Source organism: Runella sp., assembly GCF_965279615.1.
GTDB lineage: Bacteria > Bacteroidota > Bacteroidia > Cytophagales > Spirosomataceae > Runella.
On record NZ_OZ257252.1, the window covers coordinates 3,164,395 to 3,186,543 of the forward strand.

27 protein-coding genes are annotated in these 22,149 nt (G+C 42.5%); 5 read left to right on the forward strand and 22 right to left on the reverse strand.

Translation table 11 applies throughout. The annotated features are described in order from the left end of the window. Positions 1 to 78: 78 nt before the first annotated feature. Positions 79 to 585, forward strand: coding sequence for a hypothetical protein (locus ACQY73_RS13500; RefSeq protein ID WP_428666813.1), 507 nt, complete (start codon positions 79 to 81; stop codon positions 583 to 585). A 9-nt stretch (positions 586 to 594) separates the two neighbouring features. On the opposite strand, the gene ACQY73_RS13505 is transcribed toward ACQY73_RS13500, so the two are convergent. The 5 genes from ACQY73_RS13505 to ACQY73_RS13525 form a co-directional block, all read right to left on the reverse strand. Next, the gene (locus tag ACQY73_RS13505) at positions 595 to 1,224 is read right to left on the reverse strand and encodes a hypothetical protein (RefSeq protein ID WP_428666815.1); all 630 of its coding nucleotides are present in this window, start codon (positions 1,222 to 1,224) and stop codon (positions 595 to 597) included. Between the two features lie 23 nt (positions 1,225 to 1,247). Beyond that, positions 1,248 to 2,525: an LVIVD repeat-containing protein gene (locus tag ACQY73_RS13510; RefSeq protein WP_428666818.1), complete on the reverse strand. Its 1,278-nt coding sequence runs from the start codon at positions 2,523 to 2,525 to the stop codon at positions 1,248 to 1,250. 65 nt (positions 2,526 to 2,590) lie between these two features. Beyond that, positions 2,591 to 3,169: a Uma2 family endonuclease gene (locus tag ACQY73_RS13515; RefSeq protein ID WP_428666821.1), complete on the reverse strand. Its 579-nt coding sequence runs from the start codon at positions 3,167 to 3,169 to the stop codon at positions 2,591 to 2,593. A gap of 32 nt (positions 3,170 to 3,201) precedes the next feature. Next, positions 3,202 to 7,266: an AAA domain-containing protein gene (locus tag ACQY73_RS13520; protein ID WP_428666824.1), complete on the reverse strand. Its 4,065-nt coding sequence runs from the start codon at positions 7,264 to 7,266 to the stop codon at positions 3,202 to 3,204. Beyond that, positions 7,253 to 7,606, reverse strand: a complete 354-nt coding sequence (locus ACQY73_RS13525; protein WP_428666827.1) for a hypothetical protein — start codon at positions 7,604 to 7,606, stop codon at positions 7,253 to 7,255. The genes ACQY73_RS13520 and ACQY73_RS13525 overlap by 14 nt, the downstream gene beginning before the upstream one ends. A gap of 83 nt (positions 7,607 to 7,689) precedes the next feature. On the opposite strand from ACQY73_RS13525, the gene ACQY73_RS13530 reads away from it, so the two are divergent. From ACQY73_RS13530 to ACQY73_RS13545, 4 genes are all read left to right on the forward strand, one after another. Further along, a complete protein-coding gene (locus ACQY73_RS13530) occupies positions 7,690 to 8,160 on the forward strand; it encodes a hypothetical protein (RefSeq protein WP_428666830.1) in 471 nt (156 codons plus the stop codon). A 2-nt stretch (positions 8,161 to 8,162) separates the two neighbouring features. Beyond that, positions 8,163 to 8,843 carry a hypothetical protein gene (locus ACQY73_RS13535; protein WP_428666833.1) on the forward strand — a complete coding sequence of 227 codons (681 nt, stop codon included), beginning with the start codon at positions 8,163 to 8,165 and terminating at the stop codon, positions 8,841 to 8,843. Positions 8,844 to 8,953: 110 nt separating this feature from the next. Continuing rightward, positions 8,954 to 9,142, forward strand: a complete 189-nt coding sequence (locus ACQY73_RS13540; RefSeq protein WP_428666835.1) for a hypothetical protein — start codon at positions 8,954 to 8,956, stop codon at positions 9,140 to 9,142. Continuing rightward, entirely contained in the window at positions 9,142 to 9,912 is a 771-nt protein-coding gene (locus ACQY73_RS13545) for a TIGR02757 family protein (RefSeq protein WP_428666838.1), read from the forward strand. The genes ACQY73_RS13540 and ACQY73_RS13545 overlap by 1 nt, the downstream gene beginning before the upstream one ends. A gap of 8 nt (positions 9,913 to 9,920) precedes the next feature. On the opposite strand, the gene ACQY73_RS13550 is transcribed toward ACQY73_RS13545, so the two are convergent. The 17 genes from ACQY73_RS13550 to ACQY73_RS13630 form a co-directional block, all read right to left on the reverse strand. Continuing rightward, positions 9,921 to 10,427, reverse strand: a complete 507-nt coding sequence (locus ACQY73_RS13550) for a GNAT family N-acetyltransferase (protein ID WP_428666841.1) — start codon at positions 10,425 to 10,427, stop codon at positions 9,921 to 9,923. A 32-nt stretch (positions 10,428 to 10,459) separates the two neighbouring features. Beyond that, the gene (locus tag ACQY73_RS13555; RefSeq protein WP_428666845.1) at positions 10,460 to 10,810 is read right to left on the reverse strand and encodes a VanZ family protein; all 351 of its coding nucleotides are present in this window, start codon (positions 10,808 to 10,810) and stop codon (positions 10,460 to 10,462) included. A gap of 95 nt (positions 10,811 to 10,905) precedes the next feature. Then, positions 10,906 to 11,979 (reverse strand): 3-isopropylmalate dehydrogenase, encoded by a 1,074-nt coding sequence (gene leuB / locus ACQY73_RS13560; protein ID WP_428666848.1) that lies wholly within the window; start codon positions 11,977 to 11,979, stop codon positions 10,906 to 10,908. A gap of 63 nt (positions 11,980 to 12,042) precedes the next feature. Further along, entirely contained in the window at positions 12,043 to 12,429 is a 387-nt protein-coding gene (locus tag ACQY73_RS13565; protein WP_428666851.1) for a GxxExxY protein, read from the reverse strand. Positions 12,430 to 12,455: 26 nt separating this feature from the next. Further along, entirely contained in the window at positions 12,456 to 13,955 is a 1,500-nt protein-coding gene (locus tag ACQY73_RS13570; RefSeq protein WP_428666854.1) for an alpha-isopropylmalate synthase regulatory domain-containing protein, read from the reverse strand. 23 nt (positions 13,956 to 13,978) lie between these two features. Then, positions 13,979 to 14,575 carry a 3-isopropylmalate dehydratase small subunit gene (gene leuD, locus ACQY73_RS13575; RefSeq protein WP_428666856.1) on the reverse strand — a complete coding sequence of 199 codons (597 nt, stop codon included), beginning with the start codon at positions 14,573 to 14,575 and terminating at the stop codon, positions 13,979 to 13,981. Positions 14,576 to 14,642: 67 nt separating this feature from the next. After that, the gene (locus tag ACQY73_RS13580; protein ID WP_428666858.1) at positions 14,643 to 15,014 is read right to left on the reverse strand and encodes a GxxExxY protein; all 372 of its coding nucleotides are present in this window, start codon (positions 15,012 to 15,014) and stop codon (positions 14,643 to 14,645) included. A gap of 64 nt (positions 15,015 to 15,078) precedes the next feature. Beyond that, the gene (gene leuC, locus ACQY73_RS13585; protein ID WP_428666861.1) at positions 15,079 to 16,482 is read right to left on the reverse strand and encodes a 3-isopropylmalate dehydratase large subunit; all 1,404 of its coding nucleotides are present in this window, start codon (positions 16,480 to 16,482) and stop codon (positions 15,079 to 15,081) included. Positions 16,483 to 16,584: 102 nt separating this feature from the next. Further along, positions 16,585 to 17,427, reverse strand: coding sequence for a helix-turn-helix transcriptional regulator (locus ACQY73_RS13590; protein WP_428666864.1), 843 nt, complete (start codon positions 17,425 to 17,427; stop codon positions 16,585 to 16,587). Positions 17,428 to 17,432: 5 nt separating this feature from the next. After that, on the reverse strand, positions 17,433 to 17,651 hold the full coding sequence (locus ACQY73_RS13595) for a hypothetical protein (protein WP_428666866.1): 219 nt from the start codon (positions 17,649 to 17,651) through the stop codon (positions 17,433 to 17,435). Positions 17,652 to 17,818: 167 nt separating this feature from the next. Continuing rightward, on the reverse strand, positions 17,819 to 18,016 hold the full coding sequence (locus ACQY73_RS13600; RefSeq protein WP_428666868.1) for a type II toxin-antitoxin system HicA family toxin: 198 nt from the start codon (positions 18,014 to 18,016) through the stop codon (positions 17,819 to 17,821). After that, on the reverse strand, positions 18,016 to 18,243 hold the full coding sequence (locus tag ACQY73_RS13605; protein ID WP_428666871.1) for a type II toxin-antitoxin system HicB family antitoxin: 228 nt from the start codon (positions 18,241 to 18,243) through the stop codon (positions 18,016 to 18,018). The genes ACQY73_RS13600 and ACQY73_RS13605 overlap by 1 nt, the downstream gene beginning before the upstream one ends. Positions 18,244 to 18,259: 16 nt before the next feature. After that, positions 18,260 to 19,543 carry a threonine ammonia-lyase IlvA gene (ilvA, locus tag ACQY73_RS13610; protein WP_428666874.1) on the reverse strand — a complete coding sequence of 428 codons (1,284 nt, stop codon included), beginning with the start codon at positions 19,541 to 19,543 and terminating at the stop codon, positions 18,260 to 18,262. 92 nt (positions 19,544 to 19,635) lie between these two features. Further along, a complete protein-coding gene (locus tag ACQY73_RS13615) occupies positions 19,636 to 19,881 on the reverse strand; it encodes a DUF4926 domain-containing protein (RefSeq protein WP_428666877.1) in 246 nt (81 codons plus the stop codon). Between the two features lie 5 nt (positions 19,882 to 19,886). Beyond that, positions 19,887 to 20,219 carry a DUF6883 domain-containing protein gene (locus ACQY73_RS13620; RefSeq protein ID WP_428666880.1) on the reverse strand — a complete coding sequence of 111 codons (333 nt, stop codon included), beginning with the start codon at positions 20,217 to 20,219 and terminating at the stop codon, positions 19,887 to 19,889. Between the two features lie 90 nt (positions 20,220 to 20,309). Continuing rightward, positions 20,310 to 21,353 carry a ketol-acid reductoisomerase gene (ilvC, locus tag ACQY73_RS13625; RefSeq protein ID WP_428666883.1) on the reverse strand — a complete coding sequence of 348 codons (1,044 nt, stop codon included), beginning with the start codon at positions 21,351 to 21,353 and terminating at the stop codon, positions 20,310 to 20,312. Positions 21,354 to 21,391: 38 nt separating this feature from the next. Next, complete coding sequence (locus ACQY73_RS13630) at positions 21,392 to 22,144, reverse strand: class I SAM-dependent methyltransferase (RefSeq protein ID WP_428666886.1); 753 nt, start codon at positions 22,142 to 22,144, stop codon at positions 21,392 to 21,394. Positions 22,145 to 22,149: the final 5 nt, after the last annotated feature.

The window sequence follows — 22,149 nt, forward strand, 5'->3', positions numbered from 1 at the left end:
ATTTTTGCCTGATTGGGGATTTCATACCCCAATCAGGTACCTTTAAGCTTCTTACATATTATTAAAATAAAATTCACTATGAAAACAATTATTTTTTTTATCTTTTCTTTTTATTTTTTTCTTCCGGAGGGATTTGCTCAAAAGAACACAAAAATGGCATATTTCTCACGGGAAGTAACGATTAGAGATAGTATTTCTTTATCATTAATTAATCAGTATATCGAAAAAGTACCGGAAAAAAAAGTAGTACATTTATCTATAACAGGCGTTAAAGATACTATTTTCTATCATTTTGATGCTATAGCTACTGCTGAAATGATAACAGACTATATTAAGCCTTTTTTTCTTTACCAGTATAAAGGATATTATTTCTTGATTAGTAACAGGTTGGGATTGATGCTTCAGGGGAATGAACAATTTGCTCAATATATTGCTAAAAAATTAAAAAAATATTTAGTCAAAGGTGAAACGATTAAAAACCTTGGAGGGGGAATTATTGAGGTTACTTCTTTGAATTACGACCCGCCTCAAATGTCTGCTACTGTTACACGAAATAGTGTAACAGTTAGATGGGACGGATTATGAAAAATTCACTCAGAACATAAATCCTAACCGCAACGCCATTCGGTTGTAGACGCGGTCTTCCCATTTTTCCAGTTCACTCCAACCCAGTGGCTTGTTTACTTTTACTTGCTGACGTTTGTAAGTAAGCGACAACAGCATTGCGCTTCCGGATTTAAACCCAAATTTCAGTCCTAAGCCCGGATTGAGCATCACTCCTCCTTTGGTATCATAGCCGGTTGCGTCCACTTGAAGCCAGTTAAAGCCATAACCTGCATCCAAGGTGCCATATAAGTGTACATTTTTGGGGGAACTGACCAAATCATAACGTACTCCTGCCGAAACAGGCGTGATTAATGCAGTATTGTACCAATCCACCCCAACCGTGGCTCCAACCGCAAGACGGGGTTTCAGCTGAACGCCGTTAAATGTCTGTATCGTTAAACTTAAACGATTTTCCACTTTTTGGCTTAGAGGCACACTCCACGGGATATCATAAACCACTCGACCAAACAAACCTCCTACCTCTGTCATATTAACATAATGAGGTTTAAAAGGTGAGCTTTGAGCGTGTAAGCGACTTTTAGAGCCGCTTACCACTATAATAAATAAGATGACCAACCCCAGCCAATGGCAGTGATGAAATTTAGATCCTTTCAGCATGACAAAATAAATTTAGGGTGGGCTTATATTTCTACACGTTTTACAGGAATTTTGCTCAATTGACGTAAAGCGGCAGGATTTGAGACATCAAATTGATACAACCCATCTTTGCCGATCATCAACAACGTTTTATTGGCAAGCGGAATGACGTCGTAGGCGTCCATACCCGTTAGGTGTTGAAGTTGTTTTACATCAAAGTCATTAGACACATTTAATGTCTTTAGACCATGCGTTCCTTCACATATATAAACATTGGGGTAATCAACACCTAAACCGTGGGGATTCTGCATAGGATATGATTTGAGCAAACGCGGACTGCGCAAATCTGTAATGTCAACCACATCCAATTGATTCAATCCACGGTTACAGGTTGTCCCGGAACGTAAAGTTACATACGCACGGTTGTCGGTTACAGCGACAGGATCGCACGACATAGCATGTTGGAAGTTAGAAAGTTGTTCCGGTTTTTCGGGGTTGCTGTTATCGTAAATAAACATTCCTGTCGTGGAGCCGATAAACAATTTATCACGGTATGGGAAAATGGTCTCAATTCCCCAACCAAGATTGATCTTTGTACTTAATGCCGGTTTTTGCGGAACGCTGATGTCAAAGAGTTGCATATCGCTTTGACTGACAGTATACAGATACTTGTCATACAATGCAAAACGTGCCATTGAGCCTGCTTGGCCCTGAGCAGATGGATTAGCGCTGCTGCCTGCGAAAGCTGAATTTAAAAATGCGGCATCAAAAACCACTCCGCCCCGAAAAACACTACTTCCGTCTTCACAATTCACCTTTATGGTTTCGGTAACAATGTCGGCGCGCTGATCATTGATCGCCCCCGTTGTCTTGTTTAAAGCCCACCACGCGCCATCAAATTGGCCCGTTGGAAACACTTCCTTTTGACGACCTACCTCTTTCACATCCAATGGGTTTGAAATATCAAAGGCCACCAGATCGGAATAGCTGTCGGCATACAAAATGTTGCCACGGACGGCCATATCACCATTGCCCGGGATTTTGATGAACGAAACAACCTTGGGGGAAGAAGGGTTGGAGTTATCCACAACGTGCAAACCTTCTTTCAATTCATTGATCAAAAGGTAATTACCCTTTGCATAGATTTTTCCGGGATTGATCAGATCGCGGGCGGTCTCGGTGCGTACTCCCTGACGTATTTCTGCCAAAGAAACCGTAACGGCTGTATAGCGTTTGTATTTGCGGGTTTCGGTGCATTGATCAGTGCATGACCATTGTAAAAAGGCAACCGAAAAAAGAGAAAGTAAAAGTATTTTCTTCATGGCACGCGTTAGAGTTTTTAGGTTTATACACCCAAAGACGCAAGTGCCTGATGAAACGTTGGAAATTAAATTTCAAAAATATCTGCGAGTATTACTTCAAATCCCGGCAAGATGTCTTCGCCTTCTAATTTTTGGTCGAAAGAGACTTTTTTTACTTCACCGTTGGCTCGGTAAACATACGTTTTCTTTTGAGACATTGAGATCAACCACGCAAGCCGCACTCCATTGGCGACCCATTTCTTCATTTTGGATTTTAGCTTGTTGAGATTATCAGTATCTGATTCCAATTCAATGATAAAATCAGGAGCTAAATAAGGAAATGAGTGTTTTTCCTTTTTACTCAGTGCATCCCAACGCTCTTTACGTACCCACGCTACATCGGGCGCTCGCATGGAAGTATCAGGCAGGAAAAATCCACCGCTTGAATCAAATACTTTACCTGCCTTTGTTCTTCTATTCCAAATTATAACTTCGCCAATAATCTCACTGTTATTAGCACTTGTAAGTCCGTGAGCAGGTGACATGAGCTGTATTTCTCCTTTTTCGTCGCGTTCAAGATTTAAGTCAGGATTGGCAAGGCAAAAAGCCACCAGCTCCTCATCCGAGAATCGCAATTTTGGCGGAAAATGCAGCGAGAAAATCATACTTGACTATTTTTTTCCAAAATTAAAGAAATTTACCGTTTTCTCCACCACTCGCGGCTCCACACCCGCTCAAACGACCAACCCTTGGCGCGTAGCTGTAACGGCAGATAGGCGTGCGATTCTTTGGCTGAAACAGCCTGTTGATAGAGTTCATCATCGGTCAGAATAACGCTTTCATAGTGCTCATCGTTTTTGACGGTCAGGTCGGCGAAAGGAAGCGTAAAATGCAAAGAAGTAGGTGAACCTCCTTCTTCCGTTTGATCTTTCGTTTTCCATTTTCCATTTTTCATCAATTGGTTTTTGAGCAACCATTCGGAACGGTATTTATCCGACACAAAAGGTTGAGGCGCATAATTCCCTTCCGACACATTCAAGGCATATTGAAGATAGGCTTTCAGCAACTTAGGCCCTTCGTGCAACGTATCTTCCACTTTCAATTCCTCGGGCAGGATACTGGTCACAACATACACTTTTTCGCGGGCGCGGGTGACGGCTACATTCAGTCGATTTTCACCACCCAAGCCGTTCAAACTACCGAATTGTGCACGCAGTTTACCCTGAACATCAGGCGCATACCCTACCGAAAAGACAATAATATCTCGCTCATCTCCCTGCACATTTTCGATATTTTTGATGAACAGTGAATGCGAATTTGCTGCGCCTTTTATCCCCGACGGTTGAAGAATAAGATTCTCAATTAACTGCTGTTGCGGAAGGTTAAAGGTGACTATACCAATGGAATGGTTTGGATAGGTTTGCTGTAATTCCTGTAAAAGTTCCACTACTTTTTCGGCTTCGATCTGATTACGATTGCCTTCCCAAATGCCATCAACTTTGATAAACTGAATGGCCGGTTCCTGTCGATTTACATCATCAAAATGAGGCAATAATTGCAGTTTATTCTTGTAAAAATGTTGATTGGAAAAATCGATCAAATCCAACGAACGGCTTCGATAATGGCCTTGGAGTAAGGTTTCAGGCAGAAATTGTTTGGCCAGATCAAGCAAAGATTCGGCCTCCAATGCGGGGCGTTCGTCTTCATTCTCTCCTTCATAACGAACACGGTACAAATCATACGGCGTAAGCTGTTTACTGTCTCCCACTACGACCGTTTGCTTGGCGCGGTAAATGGCCGGAATGCCATACTCCGCATAACATTGCGAAGCTTCATCAAAAATCACCAGATCAAACAGCCCTTTGGTCAACGGAAACACCGCTGAAACTGTCTCAGGAGAAGCCAACCAACAGGGAACCAATCGAAATACCTCTTCGGCGTGTTGCTCCATAAGCTTACGTACCGGCCAAATTTTGCGTTTTTTGGTTACCTGATGCTGCAGCTCACGGTAGGTGACGCGGTTTTGCAATCGATTAAATTCTACATTTTTACCCGTTTGCTCCCGCAATTGCATCAACAGAATTTCCCGACTCAACGATTGTTTTTGAAGGATCGCGTCTTGTAACTCCTGCTCCAATTGACTGATTTTCAACGAAGAAACAGACCGTAATATGGGATACAACTCTTCCAGTTGCGCCAACCAAGCCAATCGAAGTGAATTCTGAAAATGCTCCACTAACCCCGTGTTTCCGTGAGAAGGCAATATCTCAAGCCCTTGACAAATTTCAGCTTCAATGGCGGAGAAACTGCCTTTGAGCGTATCGGCTTCCGTTAACAGATCAAAATCGCGGTGAAGTATCTGTTGGAGTTCATCTTTGGATGTAGGATTTTCAAGCAATAGACTGATCTGCATTTTGGTCAGGTATTTTTGCCATTCGCCGTATTTCTGAGCCGTTTGTTCACAAAGGGTAATCAGCGCTTTGGTTTTCTTACTGAATTCTGAAAATGTAGCCGAATTTTTTACCAATTTCCGCACAAATCCGAAGTTAGTTTCCAAGCCTTGAAATGCTTCCTGTGCAGTGGCATAAGCCGTTAAGAAATCCTGATAATTGTTTTCTGATTGTCCAAATTGTTCGGTGAGTATCGGAATTTCCAACTTCTCCCCTATTTCTTTCAGCAACTGTTCCCAACGCAGTCTATTTGACAGAAAATCATTGAGTTTGTACAGATCTCCCAAATCAAGACCTAAGCCGTATGTGGCAACAAGGGGGCGAAAATACGCTTTATCGCCATAAAAAGGCCATTTTAGCAATGATCCACGCGCTGTAATAAGGTTTTGCAAACGAGTTGAAAAAGAAGACAACTGACTTGAAGGCACTTCCGGTCCCAACAATCTCTTAGACTGCAATTCGGCCATTTCTCCCGTCGCATTCTTAAACCATTTTATTTTTTCTTTTGTGATAAATTCTGCTTCCCATTTCCTGAACAATGCCCAAACGTTTTCGTCCTCCAAAGGCTGAGACCATTGTTGTAGCTTATCTTTTTGTTTCGCCGTTTGCAAGGCTCTTTCAACGGTAAACGCCTCGCCTACCCAACGTTGAGTTTTGGTTTTCAGGTTTTCGTTCCAACTCAACACTTCCTCAATCGTTGCGTCAATTTGAGGAATTTCCTGAAATGAAATCTGAGAAAAACCTACGCGGTTATGCCACGGATGCGTTGCGCCCAATTTGGCCTGATACGATTCATAGCGCCGTAATTTTTGCAGGAATACGTCTAATTTTTCATCAAACCGAAACGCTTTGAAATACGGCATCGCAATGTGCGGAGCGGTAGGGTCACTTGTCAGGTAGAGTTCTTTGGGTGAAATTCCGCAATCAAGCGAATTAAAAAGCGCTTTCTTGAAAGCCTCCAATTCATTGCTGATCTGTTCAATGCTACGGCTTGTTTGCAAAAATTGCCGCTCAAGCACGATAGAATCCAAGCTGTAATTTTGCTTTTGATATGCTTCCACGTTTTCGATCTGCGTGGTCAACTGACCATACAACGCCGCACGGTCGTTTTTGAAATCATGCACCAAAGCCAGAAAAGGCGACATGCCCACTTGCGCTAATCGCTGATGTACCACGTCCAGCGCCACCCGTTTTTGACATACCAATAATACGCGCATACCGCGAGCGGCAAAATCGGCCATGAGGTTGGAGATCAATTGTGATTTTCCCGTACCGGGAGGCCCTTGCACCACCAGCGACTCACCCTGCTTCACCCGCTTTAGGGCCGCTTCCTGCGTGGCATCCTGCGGGAAGGCAGTAAACGTCTGTTCTTCTTTAAAGGAATAAGAAGTGGGTGTTGAAACCGGAAAGAAAAAAGGTTCGCTTTCCTCTTCCTGCTCATTGTCTTCTTCGTCGATCAACACTTCATAATCGGGTCCTAAATAACTGCCCGTTTGCGGAAAAATCCCCAGAACTGCTTCAGGGTACAGTTTAAGCTCGCCGTTGCGTTCAAGCAGATCAAGATCAGGCTTGGATTGTCCATCAAAAAATTGAAGGGTATCCTGAAAAAGATCTTGATTAAAATTGATGTCCAACGAACTGTTTTTGAGTAATTCATACAATTCGGTACGAAAAGCAAGCGGCTCTTTGCTCAGTTCATCAAGGCTTTTTTCGAGCAATTCTTCCGAAATTTTGACCTGATTGAAGTGACCATAAGCCAACAAAAAACTGCGATTGAGCGCCGCAGGTTCTTCGCGGCGGTACAACTTCCAAGCACCTTCCGAATTTCCCGAAACGGGACCATTAAGCGATTTTGAACTTCCCGGAACGGAGTCGCCCTGCGGGTCTAAACTTTCGGGAGCTTTGGAGTTATTGGGAAGTTGTTGCAAAGTCACCGGAAAAAAGGCCAAGGGTGCGTGTATCACGGTGCCATCCATAAGCTTACCGCGCACAAAAGGATACGCTACGTACAAATCTTCCGACCCTCGCTCTTCTTCAATAAAGCGCTCAGTACGCGTCAATTTTGTCAATCGTTTGCTGATTTCGTTGACCTTTTCCGAACGGCTATCCAACCGCTGACATAGTTTTACCGTCTTTTTTTGAGAAAGCACGTCTTTCAATACATCAAATGCCGAATGACCGTCTAAAAAATCCAGTTCCTGCCAATCCAAAAACTGCTCGGCCGGCAGATTTGTCAATAACAGCGAACGATTACGCGTACTGAGATTGGTGAGGCGACGAAGGTATATTTTGAGAATATCAGCGGTCAGCATTATCTACGTGTAAGATGTGTAAAAAGCGGTGGATGAAAGGGGCAAACAATACAGACGTTGCTGATAAAAAAGTAATGCCACTGAATAACGCATAAAACGACGCGAAAATTTTGGCAGTATCTGACTGCAAAATATCAACGGGGCCCATGCCCCCTAAAATCATGGCGGCATTGTAAAATGAATCTACCCAACTCAGGTGAGGCTCCGTCAAATAACGATACCCTAATGCGCCGATTATCCAGGAAACGCCGATCATTCCAAATGCCACCGAGGCATACATGAGGACACGACGATGAAACTTTGGGCGTGATAGGACTTTTTGGTTTTTATGCTCGAACATTGTTTTTCTCATTTATAAAATTCATTCTGTAAAGTAGTATTTTACAAGACCATTTCGTAATTTTTGACAAAAACCTTTGCGTTATGAAATATGCAGTTCTTATTCTACTGTCTTTACTTTTAACCGGTTGCTCCGAAGAATGCGGCATAACAGCTGAACCGACGCTGGCTATTCAATTCTATGCCTCAAAAAAACCTGTTTTTACAAAAATTCGAGCCATAGGCTCTGTAAAAGAAATTCCAAAAGAAGGTATAACATCAACATCACAGGAAATATACGGAGACATTTTTTTGCCTCTTAATCTCAACGATGACCATACTACGTACATTTTGGAGCAACCCAATCGCATTGATACGTTAACTGTACCCTATGCCAAGCGCATCTATAATGTAAGTGAGAATTGCGGGTATATCTTAGATTTAGAACCGCCTCTTAAAGACAGCGTGCACTCTACCTTTCAAAGAGTTTATATTAATTATTTAAGCTATTATAGTAAACAGGAAATAGGAAAACGCCCCCAGGGCGGTGGTGGAATCGTTTTAGAAATTTATTGATCATGAAAGGTCTTATTACTATTTGTTTTCTCACTTTATTATTTCCTGTACAGGCACAGGATCGAAAGCATGCGCTGTATGCAGTAGGAATAGATGGATTTAAAAATCTGCCTTTTCTATTTATTTCTCAGGAAGAATACGGGTTCAGTAATCCTGCTATTTTTGAGGTTTATGCTTCATTTACGACGAAAAAACCACGCACATTATTGAATGTTGGATTAGGATATGCTGCAATAAACCATCAAGCAGTAGATCGGTTAGCTCAGCATATAACAGGCTATTATGCAAAAATAGGTCGTGAATACCGTGGCAGAATCAGAAAAGGTAACGAAAGTGTTCTTTGGGGCTGTAATCTTACATTGACATCTGCAAAAGTCTCCTCTGCAATAGACATACAAGGGAAATATTTCCCAAGTTATCAAGTTAAACTTCCGAACGAATCGGGTCTGGGGATAAACATTGATTTTTGTACGGGTATCAATTTTTTGCTTTTCAGGCGTTTGGAAGCTCGGTTCATCGCCAGATATGCATTTATTCTTTCTAACATCGGCCATCCAAATGCTACTTATTTACCGGGTGCAGGCGTCCGTTTTTGGAATCGCCCATTTACCATTACCGAAGGGGGTACTATCCAACTTTTCTATTTAACCAAGCGCGTACCCAAACGTATTACATCCGATTGAGACTTTTATTTCTCGAACCAAAACGCGACCTTTGTGGTTAAACAACAAGGCTTTGCATACTTTCTGTTTCAGTAATAAGCCTTATCATTCCATTTCAACTCATTTGTCCAATGCTCTCTCGTCGCCAGGAACGCGAACAACTTAAGACCACTCTCGGATACCGTATCTGGAGTGTGGGATTTACCATTTTTTATCCGATTATCTCGCTGTTTGCCTTGGTATTTACGGGGATAGTTCGATTGTTTTCCGGGCTTTCTCAAGGGTTGGTTTGGCTCTTAAATGGAGGTAAACGCGCTTGATGAATAATTATGTAGCTGAGTTGCTGGAACAAAAAGTAACTCAATACAACCGCCCTGATTTTATTTCCCATGACCCGATCAGTATTCCGCATCAATTTTCCCGTCGTCAAGACATTGAGATCATGGGTTTTTGGGCCGCTGTGTTGGCTTGGGGGCAGCGCAAAACTATCATCAATAAATGTAACGAGTTGATTCAATTGATGGATGGTGCGCCGTATGACTTCATCAAAAATCATGAAGACTCTGATCTAAAACGCTTTCTGAATTTCAAACACCGCACTTTCAACGCCACGGATACACTCTATTTTCTTCATTTCTTTAAAGAGTACTACCAACAGCACGATTCGTTGGAGAATGCCTTTGCACAGGCGTTATCCCCTGATGCTCCGCATGTAGAAAAGGGATTAGCTGCTTTTCACGAATTGTTTTTCAGCTTAGAAGACTTTCCCGAACGCACCCGCAAGCACATTGCTACACCTGTCCGAAAATCATCGTGTAAGCGATTGAATATGTTTTTGCGGTGGATGGTTCGGCAAGACGATAAAGGCGTGGACTTCGGAATCTGGACCACCATAAAACCTTCTCAACTCATCTGCCCCTGCGATGTACATGTAGACCGCGTAGGGCGCAAACTCGGCCTCATTCAACGCCCAACTACCGATTGGATGACCGCCCTCGAATTGACTGAAAATCTAAAGCAACTTGACCCCAATGACCCTGTGAAGTATGATTTTGCGTTATTCGGCTTGGGAGTAGAGGGGGAAATGTAATGGACACTTTATTGTATTAATTCAAATACCAGTGCCTCTTTGTGGTTTTCATACTTGGTTTCAACCTGAGTCATTCCCACTTTTTCCAAAACGTGCTTAGAACCGGTATTCCCATCCTGAATGAAAGCAACGATCTTTCTTCCTTCAAAATTACGTTGGAGATACTCTATGGCTCTTTTAGTTATCTCGGTAGCGTAGCCTTTTCCCCAAGCTTCAGGTAAAAAGGCGTACCCGACTTCAATGGCTTCAGTATCTTCGATGTGCTTGATTTTAACGAGTCCAATATACGTATCCGTTGCTTTTTCAAAACAGGCAAAAAGTCCCAATCCTTGATTGGCAGTTGCATAAATGATTTCCTGTCGGATTCGGCCCAAACTCTGAGAAGGATCTGCGGCGGGTTTTCGAATAAATGCCATTACCTTCGGATCGCCTTCTGTTCGAAACAAATCATTGACATCACTTTCCCGGAAAAGGCGAATATAAAGGCGTTGGGTTTCTAAAAAAGGATTCGGCATGATTTTGTAAATTTCAGAGCACGATTGATGATCTAAAAAAACGTCTTCTTAAACCAATATGCAATCGGAATGGATACTATTACTCCAATGGCGTCGGCAACGGCATCGTAGAGGTCAAACGTGCGCCCAATCGGTAATACGTGTTGCCATACTTCAATAAAAAAACCATAAGAAATCCCTCCGATTATCACCCAACCGGGTCGAGGTTTGACCCAATACCAAAGAGCACCCAAAATACCGAAAGCCCCAAAATGGTGCAATTTATCCCACCCTAATTCTTGGGGCATTTGCTTACTCGGAAGTGTGCAAAGCCCCAAAATCACCAACGTCCAGACGATGGCGATATGGGGCTTTGAAAAGGTATTTTTCAACCAATGGTTCATGTTTGAAAGTGATTATACACCGCAAAAACGGCAAAAACTTAGTGAATCACAAAATAATGGTTCCAAGTTTTACATTTTCACTTCTCATTATTTTACTAAAGGTTTTTCAACAATTCAGCACCCATAGCGTCAGTACCCAGAATTTTGTCGGCGGGAGTTTCGCTGTTGGCGATGTCCCTTGTGCGGAAACCTGCTTTCAGAACGGCATCTACGGCGGCAATAATTGCCTCTGATTCTTCTTTCAAACCAAATGAAATATCTAACAACAACGCCGCAGAAAGCACAGAAGCCAACGGATTGGCAACACCTTTGCCCGTGATGTCGTGCGCTGAACCGTGAATAGGCTCATAAACGCCCGTACTGTCGCCTACCGAAGCCGAGGCCAACATGCCCATTGAACCGGCAATTTGACTGGCTTCGTCGGTCAAAATATCACCAAATAGATTACCCGTTACTACTACGTCAAAGTCTCTTGGATTTTTGATAAGCAACATCGCTGCCGAATCCACAAACTGATGACTTACCTGAACTTCGGGATATTCCTTGGCTACTGCCTGTACCACTTCTCGCCACAAACGACTGCTTTCCAGTACATTAGCCTTGTCTACCGACATGAGTTTTTTACCTCTTGTCATGGCTGCATCAAATGCTTTACGGGCAATGCGCTCCACTTCGTATTTGCTGTAGATCATAGTGTCATAGGCCGTATTTCCGTCGTCAAGGCGCTCACGTTTACCGAAATAAACATCACCCGTCAATTCACGGAAGAAGAGAATATCACAGCCTTTTAAGATCTCAGGCTTGATGCTGGAAGCTTCCAACAATTCATCAAACAATTTGATAGGGCGAAGGTTAGCATACAGGCCCAATTCTTTACGCATTCTCAACAAGCCCTGTTCCGGACGCACTTTTGCGGAAGGGTCGTTGTCGTATTTGGGATGACCTACAGCGCCAAACAAAATGGCATCGGAAGCACGCATTTTTGTGAGCGTTTCTTCAGGAAGCGGGTCGCCCGTTGCTTCAATGGCAACGTGACCGATGAGGGCTTCGTCGTAGGTGAATTCGTGTCCGAATTTTTCGGCGATACGATCTAAAACTTGTTTACCAACAGTGGTAACTTCTTGCCCGATACCATCACCGGGAACGATTAGGATGTGTTTTTTTGCCATTTGTGAGTTTTGAGTTTTTAACCACTGAGTTCCACGGAGTTTGGCACCGAGTTCCACAGAGTTTTATAATACATATCTTTTGATGCCATTGCGCAGGCTGCTCACATTGAAATTCATCAAGTACCCAATTTTGAACTCGCCTAAACGCATATAAGTCAATACTTGCGCTGTATGGACATCATTTAAAGCTTCTACTGACTTCAATTCCAAGACAATAGATTTTTCAACCAAAATATCAATTCGATAACCGCAATCAAGCTTTATTTCTTCAAAAACCAGAGGCATTGCCTTCTCTTTTTCGACAAACAACCCTAATGTTTGTAATTTGTAAGACAAACATTCTTTGTACGCACTTTCTAATAAGCCCGGGCCTAATTTAGTATGTACATCATAAGCACACTTTAAAATGTTACTTGTAAGGTTATCAAACTCAGTATAACTCCGTGCCATAACTCTGTGACCTCCGTGGTTAAATGTTAAATAGAAATCAAATTCAACATTTTCTGAGTAGCCTTAATGGCAGACACGGTTTGGTCAGAGTCTAAACCTCTGGTTTTGAATTCTTTATTATTCCAATTCCAGGTAATGATGGTTTCACAAAGAGCATCGGTCTTGCCTCCCGTTGGAATACGCACGGCGTAGTCCGTCAACAAGGGAAGGGTTTTTCCTTTAACCTCATAAATTTTCTTCAATGCATTCATGAAGGCATCGTATTGCCCGTCGCCCTGCGCGTTTTCTTCAAACGTCTCGTCTTCGATCTTTACTTTCAGCGTTGCCGAAGGCTTGAGGTCTTTGGAGTGAGTCAAGACATAATTCAGTACTTCGATCTTGTACTCAATGGCATTGGTATCCAGTACGTCAGAAATAATATAAGGGAGGTCTTCCTGCGTCACTACTTCCTTGCGGTCGCCGAGTTCGATGATACGCTGCGTTACTTTTTTGAGGTCTTCGTCGGCCAGCTTGATGCCCAATTCCCGAAGATTGTTTTCGATATTGGCTTTTCCTGACGTTTTTCCCAATGCATATGAACGTTTACGTCCAAAGCGTTCCGGCATCAACTCATTGAAATACAGGTTGTTTTTCTTGTCACCGTCGGCGTGAATACCGGCCGTTTGGGTAAATACATTATCCCCAACTATCGGTTTATTGGCAGGAATGCGAAGCCCTGAGAAGGTTTCAACGATTTTGCTGATCGAATACAAAGACTCTTCCACAACACCCGTTGTTACCTCAGGCATAAAGTCCTTCAAGGCCGCAATCGCGCTTGATAGCGGCGCATTTCCGGCGCGTTCACCCATGCCATTTACCGTCAAATGCAGTCCATGCGCTCCTGCACGCACTGCTTCCATGACGTTGGCAATGCCCAGATCATAGTCGTTATGAGCGTGAAAATCAAAGTGTTGATCGGGATACCGTTCTACAATTGATTTCACAAATGTGTAGGATTCCGCAGGCGTAAGCACGCCCAATGTATCCGGCAAAAGCACTCGGCGAATGGGCTGAGTTGTCAGGAAATCAAGAAATTGAAACACGTATTCGGGAGAATTGCGCATCCCGTTGCTCCAATCTTCCAAATACACGTTGCACGAAATCCCTTTCGACTGCGCCAATGCAACCACTTTCTGAATGTCGGCAAAATGCGCTTCGGGTGTTTTTTTGAGCTGATGTACCAAATGATTCAGCGAACCTTTGGTCAGTAAATTCATGACCGTTGCGCCCGACTCAAGCATCCAATTGATAGATGCTTCACCGTCTACAAACGTCAGCACTTCTACTTTGTCCAAATACCCGTTTTCTTTGGCCCAATTCGTAATTTTCTGTACCGCTCTCAATTCTCCTTCCGACACGCGTGCGGAAGCCACTTCGATGCGATCCGCTTTGACTTCGGTGAGCAGTAATTGTGCTAAAGCCAGTTTTTCAGAAGCCGAAAAAGACACTCCGCTGGTTTGTTCACCGTCACGGAGTGTCGTATCCATTATTTCAATGTATCGCATAAAAATTAAAAGAGAAGAGCGGATTCAAAAGCTCCGATTTCCTCTTTCATTGCCCGCAGATAATCAATATCATCGAAACCATTTAATAGGTTGTGCTTTTTGTATCCATTGATATCAAAAGATTCCCGGTCACCCGTTGCCAAAATGGTAATGGTTTGGTCAGACAAACTAACTTCCAATTCTGTTTTAGGATCTTTTTCAATCGCCAAGAAAATCTTGTCCAAAAATTCAGGTGTTACCGTTACGGGTAAAATTCCGACGTTGATGGAATTGTTCTTAAAAATATCAGCAAAAAAGCTTGATACCACACAGCGAAATCCATAATCGTAAATGGCCCATGCAGCGTGCTCACGGCTCGAGCCGCTCCCGAAGTTACGACCGCCTACAAGGATTTTTCCCGAGTAAAGAGGATTGTTCAAGACAAAATCCGCTTTGGGTGAATTATCGGGATTATAGCGCCAATCGCGGAACAGGTTATCGCCAAAGCCTTTACGCTCAGTAGCTTTCAGGAAGCGAGCGGGGATGATCTGGTCAGTATCCACGTTTTCCAAAGGAAGAGGTACCGCCGAACTTTTTAATATAGTGAATTTATCGTATGCCATGTTGTTTCGTTGTTAAGTATTACACAGAGAACAGCAGAGTTTTTTTGAGAGAGCCACAGAGATAAAATCATCTGATAAACCTTCTAACTCCTTCTTTTAAAATCAGTACATTAAAGTTAATGAGTAAGCCTATTTTCTTCTCTGCAAATTTCATGTAAGTGAGAATTTGGGCTTCATGAACAGGATTAAGCAATTCCACACTTTTAAGTTCAACTACTACTAAACCCTCAATTAATAAATCAATTCTGTAACCTTGTTCTAAATGGATTTCTTTGTAGATAATTGGAACAGGCTTTTGTCTTAACACCTGTAATCCTGCTCTTTGCAATTCATAAACCAAGCATTCTTCATAGGCGGATTCCAATAATCCCGGACCAAGCGCTTTATGAACTTCAATAGCACAGCCAATTATGCGGCGAGTTATCTCATTTACCTCCATTTCTCTGTGGCTCTCAAATGTTCTCTGAGGCTCTCGGTGTAATTAATTTGGAATGATGAGAAAACTACAAAAACTCCCGTGGGTCAGTTACTTTACCTGTTACGGCGGCGGCAGCAGCCACAAATGGGCTGGCCAACAACGTGCGCGCCCCCGGTCCCTGACGGCCTTCGAAATTACGGTTTGAAGTACTTACCGCATATTTGCCCGCAGGGATCTTGTCATCGTTCATTGCCAAACAGGCAGAACATCCCGGTTGACGTAATTGAAAACCCGCTTCGTTCAGAATATCTAAAATCCCTTCTTCTTTGATCTGAGATTCAACAATATGTGAGCCCGGTACTAACCAAGCCGTTACATTATCTGCCTTTTTACGGCCTTTCACAATAGAAGCAAACGCCCGAAAATCTTCGATACGACCATTGGTACAGCTACCCAGGAAAACAAAATCAATTGGTTTCCCAATGATGCTGTCATCTTCGGCAAAACCCATGTAAGCCAATGATTTAGCGTAGGAAGCACCGCCATCTAATACGTCTTCAGCTTTAGGAATATGTTGAGAAATCCCTGTCCCCAAACCGGGGTTTGTGCCATAGGTGATTTGGGGTTCAATGTCAGCGGCATCGTAGGTATATTCCAAGTCAAACGTCGCGCCTTCGTCGGTTTTGAGGGTTTTCCAGTAAGCCAATGCTTTGTCCCATGCTTCGCCTTTAGGCGTTTGCTCACGACCTTTGAGGTACGCAAATGCCGTCTCGTCAGGAGCGATCATACCACCCCGCGCACCCATTTCGATAGACATGTTACAAACCGTCATGCGGCCTTCCATACTCATATTTTCAAACACTTCGCCGGCGTATTCTACAAAATATCCTGTAGCACCACTGGCCGAAATCTGCGAAATAATGTACAAAACAGCGTCTTTCGGCAATACACCTTTACCCAATTTACCGTTGATGGTAATACGCATTTTCTTAGGTTTTGGCTGCATGATACACTGCGAGGCCAGTACCATTTCCACTTCCGACGTACCGATCCCAAAAGCAATCGCCCCGAAGGCACCATGTGTAGATGTGTGTGAATCACCGCAAACGATGGTCATACCGGGAAGCGTGATTCCGTTTTCAGGCCCCACTACGTGCACAATACCGTTTTTGGCGTGACCCAAACCCCAGTGCGAAATACCGTATTTCGCGGTGTTGGTTTCGAGGGCTTTCAACTGATTGGCCGAAAGCGGGTCTTCTACGGGTAAATGTTGGTTGATGGTCGGTGTATTGTGGTCGGCGGTTGCGAACGTACGTTCGGGAAATAAAACACCGATACCGCGACTTTCAAGACCTAAAAAAGCGACAGGGCTGGTTACTTCATGAATAAAGTGACGGTCGATGAAGAACACATCAGGGCCGTCTTCAATCTTACGGACAACGTGGGCATCCCACACTTTGTCGAAAAGAGTTGATGGTTGGTTTGACATATCAATTAGAGATTAATGTTCTCGGAGATTTTAGAATACAAAATTGCAGGAATCTTTGCAATTCGTCATAACGCCCCACGCCCAAACAATAGCGATTTTGGTTCAATCGTGTTTTTTTGGCGTAAAACCGTATTTTTCTTTGTAGGCTTTGATAAAATGGGAAACACTCTCGTAGCCAATTTCCATACTTACTTCCGATACGTTTTTGTTGGCATTTTTCAGTAAAAAAGCGGCTTGCTCCAAGCGTTTTTGTTTGATCCAATTGGCGGGAGAAGTGTGAAACTGCATCTCAAATTCCCGCTTAAAAGCCGACAAACTCCGCCCTGACAGGTGCGCCAATTCGCTTATTGTCAACGGCTTTAAGTAATAATTATTCAATAAATACTCTAAATCTGTTTTTTGTCCCTGATAAATACTGAACAGAATGGACTTGAGTTGATTGGAAGTGTCTATTTCCATTAAATGCAATAGCAATTCCTGAAATTTGAGTCGTAACAGCTGATTTAAATAAGGCGTTTGGGAGTGAAAATAGGGCAACAGCGACTCAATGAACTTCTCAAAAGTAGACGAGGATTGAAGTACTAAAATAGGTTGTGGATGTTCTAAATCCTCCTGCGCAAACAGGGTCTGATTTTGACTCACAAATTCTTTGAGCAATTTTTCGTAAAAGAAAAAAACAAGACTCCGATAATCGCTCCCGATGGATTCATTCATGGAATAACAGCCCCGCTGAAAAAAAAGAATATCTCCTTTTCGAACGTGTAGATCCTGATTGGGCGAGATAAACTTTTTCTCACCTTCCAAGACCACCACAACAGCATATTCTTCAAAGAAAATTTCATTTCGCTCCGGATACACGTCGCTCCGATACGCCACAAACGTCATATCCTGAATTTTCAGGGATTGAAACTGTTGGGCGCTGATGGAAGAAGGGACGCGAAGCATGGGATTTAATTAAACGCGCCTCCTTTTTTCAAGGCTTGATAATCATCCCCAATCGTCTTGTATTGCGTCATTAAAAATTTCTGCAATTCTTCATTGAACACTTTCTTTTCTTCTTCTGAAAGTGCGTCGTATAAGTCTTTTAGCTCTTGGTTAATGGCCGCTTTTTCGGCTTCGCTTTGGGCATTGATGGCCCTGACATGGTATTTTCTAAAATCAAAGTTCATTAAGAAATTCATTTACTGTTATTGAATCTAATTGTCCTGCTTCCATTTTCTTAACTTGATTTAGAGAAGATTTTATACGTCTCTTCCAATAGAGAGCTTTTTTAACTATATTTCTTTTGGACGCTCTGTACATGCAGTTTGAATTTCATTACTTATAACTGGCAGATTTACCCAATTTTGTTCATATAAATTGAATTGGGATTTATCATAGTTATCATTATCTCTAATCTTATCACAGGTACGGTAGTAACGCGACCATCGGGATGTTTAATTCGATGGTGAGAACCATTAATCCTAATCACCTCAAATCCTAACTTTTCTAAAAGTCGGATTAGTTCTTTGCCTGAAATAACTAATTGAGCCATTAAGCACTTGCTTTTTGCTGTATTTCTATTTCTCTGAAACCAACAAAGTTGTTTGAATCATCTATTTGTTGTTCCTCCATACACATTTCAATCACCTCGCGAATATTTTCAATAGCTTCGTCTATGGTTTTTCCATAGGAATGACATCCTTTAAAAGTAGGGCAAGTGACTATATAGATACTGTCTTCATCCTGTTCGATGAGTATCGGAAAATGATGCGTTTTCATATCAATAAATAGTTTTTCATATCAAAAACTCAAATAGATCGGGCTTGTTATTAATGTATTCAAACTGAATATTTCGTTCATTCATGCGAGCCAAAAGGGGTTCAAAATCCTCTTTGTGGCGCAGTTCAATTCCTACCAGCGCAGGCCCACGCTCGCGGGCTGTTTTTTTGGAATATTCAAAATGGGCAATGTCATCATTAGGTCCCAAGACATAGTTCAGGAATTCCTTGAACGCCCCCGAACGTTGCGGGAAACGAATGATAAAATAATGTTTAAGCCCTTCGTAAAGCAAACTTCGCTCTTTTATTTCTTCGGTACGGGTAATGTCGTTGTTGCCACCACCAATTAATAGCACCACATCTTTTCCTTTGATCTCATCTTTGATTTGGTCCAATGCAGCGACGGTGAGTGCGCCGGCAGGCTCTACCACAATGGCTTCTTCATTGTACAGTTGCAAAATGGTAGAACACACTTTCCCTTCGGGAACCAACAAAATAGAATCCAGGTTTTTGCGACACACTTCAAAGGTATGTTCTCCCGCTCGTTTCACGGCGGCTCCATCCACAAATTTATCAATGTTTTCGAGCGTCACTACGTGATCTTCTTTGATAGCAGTGTACATTGTCGGAGAGCCAAGTGGCTCTACACCAATCAATTTCGTGGCAGGGCTCAATTGTTTGAACACCGTCGTAACACCCGACGCCAACCCACCTCCACCGATGGCAAACAGCAAATAATCTATTTTAAAATCAGCATCGCGGAAAATTTCCAAGCCGACCGTTCCCTGACCTTCCATCACCTGCACGTCGTCAAAGGGATGAATGAACGTTGCTTCATTGGATTCACAAAAATGTTTGGCGGCATGAAAAGCATCATCATACGTATCACCGTGAAGTACAACCTCTATTTGGTCTTTACCGAAAAGTTTCACTTGCTTTACCTTCTGTGCAGGCGTCGTACTGGGCATGAAGATCGTCCCGTGCACCTGCATTTTATTGCAGGCATAGGCTACGCCCTGCGCATGATTCCCGGCCGAGGCACACACAACGCCTTTTTCTAGTGCCTCTGACGACAAACTCGCCATTTTGTTGTAAGCGCCCCGAATTTTGTAAGAACGTACCACTTGCAAATCTTCCCGTTTGAAATAAATATTGGCTTCATAACGTTCCGAAAAGTTGAGATTAAGCTCCAGATCAGTGTGCTTTGCCACTTTCCGAATACGTTCGGCTGCTTGTAATATGTTGTCGAAAGTAGGCCAATCGGCCGCTTTTTGTTTATTTTTTTCGGAGGCGAGACTCATGGATAATAACGGTTAGTGTAATTGCAAAAATCCCTCGAATTTACATAACTCGAGGGATTTTCTATATTTTTAAACGAAGAGAATTCCCTACCTTATGCCGCTTCCAAAGAGCGTATATGAAGAATCTCATTTTTGGAAAGTTGTGCTAATTGATCCTCTTTGACAGTACAAACGGCGATTGTATCACCAATAGCATTGAAAACTTCGCACATATAAGCATTAGGCAAATTCTCATCGCCTTCTAAAAATTCAACCAATGTTACAACGTCACCCTTTTGAAGTCCGTATTTTGGGATATCTATCGTAAGGGCGGCCTGTGAATACAATTCAAATTTCATCTTTTCTATTTTTTATCCGGGAAGAGCGTTATAAATTTTGTCTGCCCATTTCTCATTTCATACATCCAGATCGTCTTTACTTTTAAAATCTGCCCATTTGGGCCAGTCAATGAACCAATTACACTATAGCTTCGACCATATTCATTTGCTTCTTCAAATATAATCATTCCACTTCTAAAAAGTAAACGCAAATCTGATTCTAATATTTCCCAATTCTCTATCGTATAACCTGCTTGCTCCAAGAATTTTGACTTATCATTTTTGTCTTTGTGGATTAAGAGATATCGAGTTAATTTATCTTTAGGAACAATTATATTTTCCAACAACTCATCATCCATAAATTACTGATTCTAAAGCTATTTAATATAAAAATTAAGGTCTCACAATAAGAAACTGCAAGACCTTAATAACGACTTAATTAATTTATCTTAGTTGCGCTCCGGACGCAAACTGCGAACAGCCGCACCTGCTATCCACATTTCTGATTCACGAAGTTCGGCCAATTCAACTTCGAGTTTTTCACGGTAGTCAGGTTGTGAGTTACGAGTGATGGAAATGGTAGCTTGCTCACCTGATTTTACCGAATTGTATAATTTCTGGAATACAGGCTTGGTTGCTTCTTTGAACGGTTTCCACCAGTCAAGCGCACCGCGTTGAGCAGTGGTTGAGCAGTTGGCATACATCCAATCCATTCCGTTTTCAGCCACAAGCGGCATCAATGATTGTGTCAATTCTTCAACAGTTTCGTTGAAAGCTTCTGATGGTGAGTGGCCATTTTCACGCAATACTTCGTACTGAGCAGCGAAAATTCCCTGGATAGCACCCATCAACGTTCCACGCTCACCGGTAAGGTCAGACGTAACTTCACGGTAGAAATCAGTTTCAAACAAATAGCCTGAACCTACACCGATACCCATAGCGATACATTTTGTACGCGCATTGCCGGAGGCATCCTGGTACACGGCAAAAGATGAGTTAAGCCCTTTTCCTTCGACAAACAAACGACGTAATGACGTTCCTGAACCTTTAGGAGCTACCAAAAATACATCAACATCGGCCGGAGGAACGATTCCTGTTTGTTCTTTATACGTTACACCAAAACCGTGTGAGAAATACAGCGACTTGCCGGGAACAAGTGCTTTCTTTACGGTTGGCCATAATTCAATTTGGGCAGCATCTGACAATAAGAAACAAATGATCGTTCCTTTTTCAAGTGCTTCTTCAATTTCAAAAAGCGTTTCGCCCGGTACCCAACCGTCAGCTACTGCTTTATCGTATGTTTTTCCTTTACGCTGTCCAACGATTACGTTAAAACCATTATCACGCATATTTAGGCTCTGTCCGGGCCCTTGAACACCGTAACCAATGACGGCAATGGTTTCATTTGCTAATACTTCACGTGCTTTTTCTAGAGGAAATTCTTCGCGGGTTACTACTTCTTCTACGCTCCCGCCGAAATTGATTTGTGCCATTGACTTGTTTTGTTTATTTAATTAATTGTTGTTTTAACTCATTTTGTCTTTTGCCACGTAAGCAGGGCCGACACGCCCACAAATAATTTTATCCGTTGTTGAATCATCCAATCTTCGGTCTTAAAAATACCGCCGAACACTTTTTGAAAAACAGGGCCGTTCAGTACCGTAAAATCCGATCCTGCTTCTTCGACATTCTGCCGATGCAGCGGTACTAATTTTGAAAGCAACCGAAAAAAAGCAATTGGAAAGAACAGCCAAAAGTTGAAATAACTGCTGAATACAATTTTCCCACTTTTCTCAAATAAACTTTCCAGTTCATCCATTTTATAACGCCGTTCGTGGTGATTGACCTCATCATGTTGGTTCCATAAAAACATAAATGCAGGAACCGTAACACACACAAATCCATCGGATTTACACACTCGCTGCATTTCATCGACGGCCCGTTGATGTTCTTTGACGTGTTCTATTACGTCGAAAGCACAGACGAGATCGTAGGTATTATCCTCAAACGGTAATTCCAGAATAGAACCTTCGATCAGATCAATGGGCACGTTGGCTTTTGTGAATTCATAACATTCGCGGTCGTATTCAACCGATTTTACACTGCCAAATTCTTCCAACAACTGCGACGAATAGCCGGTAGCTACGCCCACATTCAGAATTCTAAGTGGTCGCTGCTTTGGCAAGGTTTTCTTCAGATGATTCAGAATGATCCGGTTTCTAACCACAAACCACCAATGTTCGCGCTCTAAATGATAATAATGTTTATAATACGCTTGATTCATAGTGG

What these genes read in the sequence shown, in the direction of transcription:
- ACQY73_RS13500 (WP_428666813.1), top strand. Translation starts at nt 79, where the DNA reads ATGAAAACAATTATTTTTTTTATCTTTTCTTTTTATTTTTTTCTTCCG.
- ACQY73_RS13505 (WP_428666815.1), bottom strand. Translation starts at nt 1,224, where the DNA reads ATGCTGAAAGGATCTAAATTTCATCACTGCCATTGGCTGGGGTTGGTC.
- ACQY73_RS13510 (WP_428666818.1), bottom strand. Translation starts at nt 2,525, where the DNA reads ATGAAGAAAATACTTTTACTTTCTCTTTTTTCGGTTGCCTTTTTACAA.
- ACQY73_RS13515 (WP_428666821.1), bottom strand. Translation starts at nt 3,169, where the DNA reads ATGATTTTCTCGCTGCATTTTCCGCCAAAATTGCGATTCTCGGATGAG.
- ACQY73_RS13520 (WP_428666824.1), bottom strand. Translation starts at nt 7,266, where the DNA reads ATGCTGACCGCTGATATTCTCAAAATATACCTTCGTCGCCTCACCAAT.
- ACQY73_RS13525 (WP_428666827.1), bottom strand. Translation starts at nt 7,606, where the DNA reads ATGTTCGAGCATAAAAACCAAAAAGTCCTATCACGCCCAAAGTTTCAT.
- ACQY73_RS13530 (WP_428666830.1), top strand. Translation starts at nt 7,690, where the DNA reads ATGAAATATGCAGTTCTTATTCTACTGTCTTTACTTTTAACCGGTTGC.
- ACQY73_RS13535 (WP_428666833.1), top strand. Translation starts at nt 8,163, where the DNA reads ATGAAAGGTCTTATTACTATTTGTTTTCTCACTTTATTATTTCCTGTA.
- ACQY73_RS13540 (WP_428666835.1), top strand. Translation starts at nt 8,954, where the DNA reads ATGCTCTCTCGTCGCCAGGAACGCGAACAACTTAAGACCACTCTCGGA.
- ACQY73_RS13545 (WP_428666838.1), top strand. Translation starts at nt 9,142, where the DNA reads ATGAATAATTATGTAGCTGAGTTGCTGGAACAAAAAGTAACTCAATAC.
- ACQY73_RS13550 (WP_428666841.1), bottom strand. Translation starts at nt 10,427, where the DNA reads ATGCCGAATCCTTTTTTAGAAACCCAACGCCTTTATATTCGCCTTTTC.
- ACQY73_RS13555 (WP_428666845.1), bottom strand. Translation starts at nt 10,810, where the DNA reads ATGAACCATTGGTTGAAAAATACCTTTTCAAAGCCCCATATCGCCATC.
- leuB (WP_428666848.1), bottom strand. Translation starts at nt 11,979, where the DNA reads ATGGCAAAAAAACACATCCTAATCGTTCCCGGTGATGGTATCGGGCAA.
- ACQY73_RS13565 (WP_428666851.1), bottom strand. Translation starts at nt 12,429, where the DNA reads ATGGCACGGAGTTATACTGAGTTTGATAACCTTACAAGTAACATTTTA.
- ACQY73_RS13570 (WP_428666854.1), bottom strand. Translation starts at nt 13,955, where the DNA reads ATGGATACGACACTCCGTGACGGTGAACAAACCAGCGGAGTGTCTTTT.
- leuD (WP_428666856.1), bottom strand. Translation starts at nt 14,575, where the DNA reads ATGGCATACGATAAATTCACTATATTAAAAAGTTCGGCGGTACCTCTT.
- ACQY73_RS13580 (WP_428666858.1), bottom strand. Translation starts at nt 15,014, where the DNA reads ATGGAGGTAAATGAGATAACTCGCCGCATAATTGGCTGTGCTATTGAA.
- leuC (WP_428666861.1), bottom strand. Translation starts at nt 16,482, where the DNA reads ATGTCAAACCAACCATCAACTCTTTTCGACAAAGTGTGGGATGCCCAC.
- ACQY73_RS13590 (WP_428666864.1), bottom strand. Translation starts at nt 17,427, where the DNA reads ATGCTTCGCGTCCCTTCTTCCATCAGCGCCCAACAGTTTCAATCCCTG.
- ACQY73_RS13595 (WP_428666866.1), bottom strand. Translation starts at nt 17,651, where the DNA reads ATGAACTTTGATTTTAGAAAATACCATGTCAGGGCCATCAATGCCCAA.
- ACQY73_RS13600 (WP_428666868.1), bottom strand. Translation starts at nt 18,016, where the DNA reads ATGGCTCAATTAGTTATTTCAGGCAAAGAACTAATCCGACTTTTAGAA.
- ACQY73_RS13605 (WP_428666871.1), bottom strand. Translation starts at nt 18,243, where the DNA reads ATGAAAACGCATCATTTTCCGATACTCATCGAACAGGATGAAGACAGT.
- ilvA (WP_428666874.1), bottom strand. Translation starts at nt 19,543, where the DNA reads ATGAGTCTCGCCTCCGAAAAAAATAAACAAAAAGCGGCCGATTGGCCT.
- ACQY73_RS13615 (WP_428666877.1), bottom strand. Translation starts at nt 19,881, where the DNA reads ATGAAATTTGAATTGTATTCACAGGCCGCCCTTACGATAGATATCCCA.
- ACQY73_RS13620 (WP_428666880.1), bottom strand. Translation starts at nt 20,219, where the DNA reads ATGGATGATGAGTTGTTGGAAAATATAATTGTTCCTAAAGATAAATTA.
- ilvC (WP_428666883.1), bottom strand. Translation starts at nt 21,353, where the DNA reads ATGGCACAAATCAATTTCGGCGGGAGCGTAGAAGAAGTAGTAACCCGC.
- ACQY73_RS13630 (WP_428666886.1), bottom strand. Translation starts at nt 22,144, where the DNA reads ATGAATCAAGCGTATTATAAACATTATTATCATTTAGAGCGCGAACAT.